The sequence below is a fragment of the Bradyrhizobium sp. CCBAU 25338 genome, from assembly GCF_028128965.1.
Taxonomy (GTDB): domain Bacteria; phylum Pseudomonadota; class Alphaproteobacteria; order Rhizobiales; family Xanthobacteraceae; genus Bradyrhizobium; species Bradyrhizobium liaoningense.
This window is the reverse complement of sequence record NZ_LFKY01000003.1, coordinates 1-4948: the sequence shown is the minus strand read 5'-3', so window position 1 is coordinate 4948 and position 4948 is coordinate 1. Positions and strand designations below refer to the sequence as shown.

The 4948-nt window shown below is 56.0% G+C and carries 3 protein-coding genes; all 3 read left to right on the top strand.

The features are described 5' to 3' along the window. The first annotated feature begins 484 nt into the window (after positions 1 to 484). The 3 genes from ACM42_RS05230 to ACM42_RS05220 all read left to right on the top strand — a co-directional run bounded on the left by ACM42_RS05230 (position 485) and on the right by ACM42_RS05220 (position 4899). On the top strand, positions 485 to 1261 hold the full coding sequence (locus ACM42_RS05230) for a cupin-like domain-containing protein (RefSeq protein WP_081494001.1): 777 nt from the start codon (positions 485 to 487) through the stop codon (positions 1259 to 1261). After that, entirely contained in the window at positions 1254 to 2231 is a 978-nt protein-coding gene (locus ACM42_RS05225; protein ID WP_050992087.1) for a threonine/serine dehydratase, read from the top strand. The genes ACM42_RS05230 and ACM42_RS05225 overlap by 8 nt, the downstream gene beginning before the upstream one ends. Positions 2232 to 3411: 1180 nt before the next feature. Then, a complete protein-coding gene (locus tag ACM42_RS05220) occupies positions 3412 to 4899 on the top strand; it encodes a DUF3141 domain-containing protein (RefSeq protein WP_050992088.1) in 1488 nt (495 codons plus the stop codon). Positions 4900 to 4948 lie beyond the last annotated feature (49 nt).

Here is a 4948-nt window from a genome sequence, read left to right as displayed (position 1 = left end):
AGTTGCGGAATGAGGAACTGCGGGCTGATCGTGCAGCGCGTTTGACGCGACGAAGGGAGTGAAATGGCTGTACTTGCAGCGCGTGTGGCGCGTGAGCTGGGAACGGTGGCCGCCCGATGGTGGCGCGATTTCCAGGCGGTCTAGAATTGTGAAGTAGTACAGTGCTCACTCCATCCGAGAAGCGAGTGGGCCTCCTCCTGAATTTGGAGGTCCGACCGCATATCTCCATGAGGAATACTTCATCCGCCATCGCATCGAGGCGACTAAGCGAATCCTTCTCACCGCCAGAATCGATGTGCCGGCTGTTGCTTCGCATGATCGAGGAGGACCCCGATAGTAACCGTTTCTGGAGGTCACTACGCCACGGAAGAGCTGAACCAGGACATCCTTTATAGGCGTGACCTTAAGCAGAACGGCCACAGTGATGAAGTCATAGACGAAACTCCTCCACTCGGTGCGACAGAGTTCAAATTTAGGAGCGATCATGAATCCGTCCGTGGTTAACAGAGCGTGGCTGGAGACCGCGCAATCGATCGAAAGCATCGCTACTCCGAGTGCAGAGGAATTTTATCGACGATTTGTGCGTCCGGCGCTTCCGGTCGTCATCAAAGGCGCGGCATTGACCTTGGGGGCTATCGAACGTTGGAGCTCCGGCTACTTAAAGGCAGCAGCAGGCCATAGGCGGGTGCCCATCGAATTCTCTCCGGACAAAGAGTTCGCAGTCCCAGAGCGAATTGGCAAAGATCAAACCCACTCGACCTTCGGCCGCTTCGTCGATTATCTGCTCTATGGCGACGTAGCCAGTCAAACGACCTATTATCTCGCCCAGATTGATACGTTGCGGTATCTCCCTGAACTTGTGGGTGATGTCGTTCGTCCGCCGTTCGCCCCACTCGCGAAGATAATGAGGCCTCCATACTTATGGATGGGAATTGGCCGTAACGCCTCGAAGCTGCATTACGATTCCTACGACAACCTGTATGCAATGATAAGCGGTCGTAAGCATATTACCTTGTTCCCGCCGGCGGATCGCAGGAATCTCTACCCATATAATGACCATCCTAAGCATCGTCACTTCAGTCGTTTAAACCTTCGCCTTCCAGATCTCGATCGGTTTCCGAGATTGTTGAACGCGCGGCCTTTCGAATGCGTATTGTGTCGTGGCGATATTCTTTACATTCCCGAGGGGTGGTGGCACTATCTTCGGTCTCACGGCCTGAACGTTGCTGTGAACTGGTGGTGGATAGAAGGGCATGCCTGAGGGCGCTGGCGCAAGCCTTGTTGGTCGTATAGTTGCGGCTGAAGCTCGCATCCGATCACTCGTGAGGGAGACTTTCGTCGACCGTTCCCCAATTCTTTCGGGTTTGTCCGGGGGAGGGGAGGTGTGGCTCAAGTACGAGAATCTTCAGCACACGGGATCTTTCAAGGTCCGCGGCGCTCTCAACAAGATCCTGTCCCTCTCCAAAGACGATCTCGCCCGAGGCGTCATCGCCTCGTCAACGGGGAACCATGGACTTGGCGTCGCCTATAGCCTTTCCGCGCTAAAGGCACGCGGGACCATATTTCTGCCCACGACTGCCTCGAAATCCAAGATCGTCGCTCTTGAGCAGTACAAATCCGTCAAGCTGCAGTTTTTCGGCGCGGATGCTGTTACTTCCGAAGCGCACGCGCGCGAAGTCGCGGTCGTCCAACATAGGACATACATCTCGCCCTATAATGACTTAGACGTTATCGTGGGTCAGGGCACCATTGGCATTGAACTTGAGCGGCAATGCCCTAGGCTAGACGCAGTGTTTGTATCGGTCGGTGGCGGCGGCCTTATCAGCGGCATCGCTAGTTATCTCAAGCCCCTCCATCCTGAGCTCCGGATCGTCGGCTGCTGGCCTGAGAATTCCCCGGCACTATATCTTGCGTTAAAGGCTGGAAAAATAGTGGATGTGTGCGAGAACCCTACATTGTCGGACGGTACTGCGGGCGGCATCGAAAGTGGGGCCATCACTTTCAATTACGCTAGAGATCTCATAGACGAGTGCGTCCTGGTTCAAGAAAACGAAATCGTGGACGCTATTCGGCTCGTGCTCGCTGGCCACAGGATGGCAATCGAAGGAGCCGCAGGAGTGGCGGTAGCCGGCTATCTGAAGACGGCGGAGCGATACGCTGGCCAGAACGTTGCCGTCGTGGTTTGCGGCGGTAATATTTCCTATGAGATGCTATGCTCAATCGTCTGCTAACAGAGCGGCCGGCTGTCGGCTTCAGTGCGCGTGCGGTGACGAACGGGGCGTGGCATGCCGCGATTAGAGCACGATCGTAGGTACCTCGCAAACTATCGATCCTAGCCGAGCTCGCACAAATAAGCCTACGAGATAAGGTAATTGAAGTATTGCTGTTTGCACGGCACGTTCCAGCCTGAATCCAGCGCTCAGGCGATTGTCACCTTACCGACCCAGTGGTGAGCTGAACCGGGGACACGAGCCCGCCCCCGGGGAACCCAGAGTGCGACTCCGAACAGGCCACACTCGCCAACCAATCGTATTCCTCCATTGAGGACCGTCTTGTTTGACGAAGGCGAGGGCTGCAGGCCCTAGGGGTAATCCTAGGCTAGGCTAAGATCCACTGCGGGGCTTGCGGCGACCTTCTTGGCAACCGACCTTCCAAGACTAGCGTGCGGGGGGAACGAGCGGCGCCAGAAATCGCCGCCAAAGAAGTCTTCGAACAAGCGATCCACCTCGTTGCGCAATGCCTCGAGTGGGCGCCATGCTTCAGGAAAAAACGCGGGCTCACTAGCCTTCCTGGTGACGGGTAGTCTCGTCTCATTCGCCATGATCTAACTCCATGTTTGAGATCATTCTGGAAGGCGCAATCTCTGACTGCGCTGAGCGGACCAGGTCGTCATAGACCGTAATAGCAACCAATGTGCCAACTCGCCTCCTGATTGAGCGCTCATGTGTGAGACGAACATATTTGAGGCGATGGCTACGGGCGACCGGTCGAAAGTTTGGAAGATTGAGCAGGACCCATCTGAAATAATAGGTGGTCCCGGGGAATGCTCCCTAGGCATGCGAGGTCGCTGTCTAACAAAGACGACCCACAGCGTCCGATCTCTGACAAGCTTGGTTCTCAATCGGACAAACGCTATGCAGCAGAAGAGGAAAGACGGAAGTTGCTTGGCCATCCTTCGTCCGGCAGCAACGAGATGCCTGGCATCGACTTTGCACCGAGAGATCTGGGAACGTCGTGGAAAGTCACCCTGCTCGCAAAACGTCCTCTTGAGGTTACGCTTCCTTGGTCACACTTTGACCTCGCTTGCGAGCAGTTTGCCGGATGAAAGACGCCATCGATAGGCAATCCGGCACCACAGCGCAATTTAGTATCACGGGGCGGCATCGACTCTAGAACAGAGGAGGTTAGGCCATGTCTGACTCGTTCCAGCGCTCCAACCTGGCCCAGTCAATGGAAGCGCAACGTGCAGAAGTCGAGCACGCGCTCACCCGCAGCCCATTCAGAATCTACGCTGATCGCATGGGCCAACAGGGCGCGAAGACCATCAACATTCTACAAGTTGCCTGGATACTGCGGGTCAAGCGCGGCTGCGAAACGGTCTTTACACGCCTACCCGAGCTCTTGGCAAGCGGCGAACGTCTAGCCAAAGATCTGAGGAACCTGCGTGACGATGGACGGCTTGGCGTTTCTTGGCGTGAATACATCCGCGACGCGGGCGAGCGCGCTATATTGCTAATCGATCTTCTCCGAGAGAGCGGCGACCTCTTCCTTGAACATGAGGCGGCAGGCTGTCCGCCGGTTCTTTTCTACGAGTACGAGAAGATCATGGACGGAAGGGATCTTCCCGTAAAGTCCAACTTCGTATTGCTGCGCATCATCCCGTCGCAAGATGTTACGGTCGATTACTCCCGTCGTCGGCCCTTTGTTATCATCCCTCCACGAGCGGGACACACTGCGGGTGTGGGAGCTCACGAGCACGATAGTCAGCTCGGCGTCGCATTGCGCGAAGGTCATCCGGTTTATCTGGTGAGCTTCCGTCGCGAGCCGGAGCAGGATCAGCAACTCTCTGATGTGGCCTATGCGGAAGCGGCGTTTGTTCGAGAAGTGATCCGCCGGCATCCGCGCGCGCCTCTGCCGGCCATTATCGGCAACTGCCAAGCAGGCTGGGCGACCCTCGTTCTCGCCGCAACAAACCCTGACTTGACAGGACCCATCGTCATCAATGGATCACCGGTGACGGCTGTATCGGGAAACATCGGCGACAACACTTTCCGCTACATTGCCGGCATATTCGGCGGAGTCTGGATCCCGATGCTTCTGTGCGACCTTGGCCAGGGCATGTTTGATGGAGCCAATCTCATACACAATTTCGAGATGCTCAATCCCGAGCGCCGGCTGTTCCTAAAGTACGCCGAGCTTTTCCGCGACGTGGATACGACGCGCGAAAGCTTTCTTGCCACCGAGAAGTGGTGGAGCAGCTTCTGCTTGCTGCACGAAAACGAGATCTGCTGGATTCTCGAAAACTTGTTCATCGGCAACCGGCTCGGCAAGAACATGGCCTACCTGGGATCGGGGCGTCAGCACGTGGATCTCAAGCAGATCCGCGCGCCGATCATCGTGTTTGCCAGCCATGGCGACAAAGTGACGCCGCCCCAGCAGGCTCTGAATTGGATTACAGATGTTTACGAGAACGAGGAGGAGATCCGCGTTCGCGGCCAACACATTATCTATATGGTGCATGACGACATCGGGCACCTCGGCATCTTCGTCTCTTCAAAAGTTGTCAATAGGGAGTTCCGGCAAGTTGCAACCACGCTTGAGGCAATCGAAGCGTTGATGCCTGGCCTCTACGAAATGTGCATCAAAGATGTTCAGGAAGAGCTGGCCCCGGTTGTCTGAACAGCAATTCCGCGTCGATAAGTGGAGTTTCTGCCAGAGTTAGGCTGCC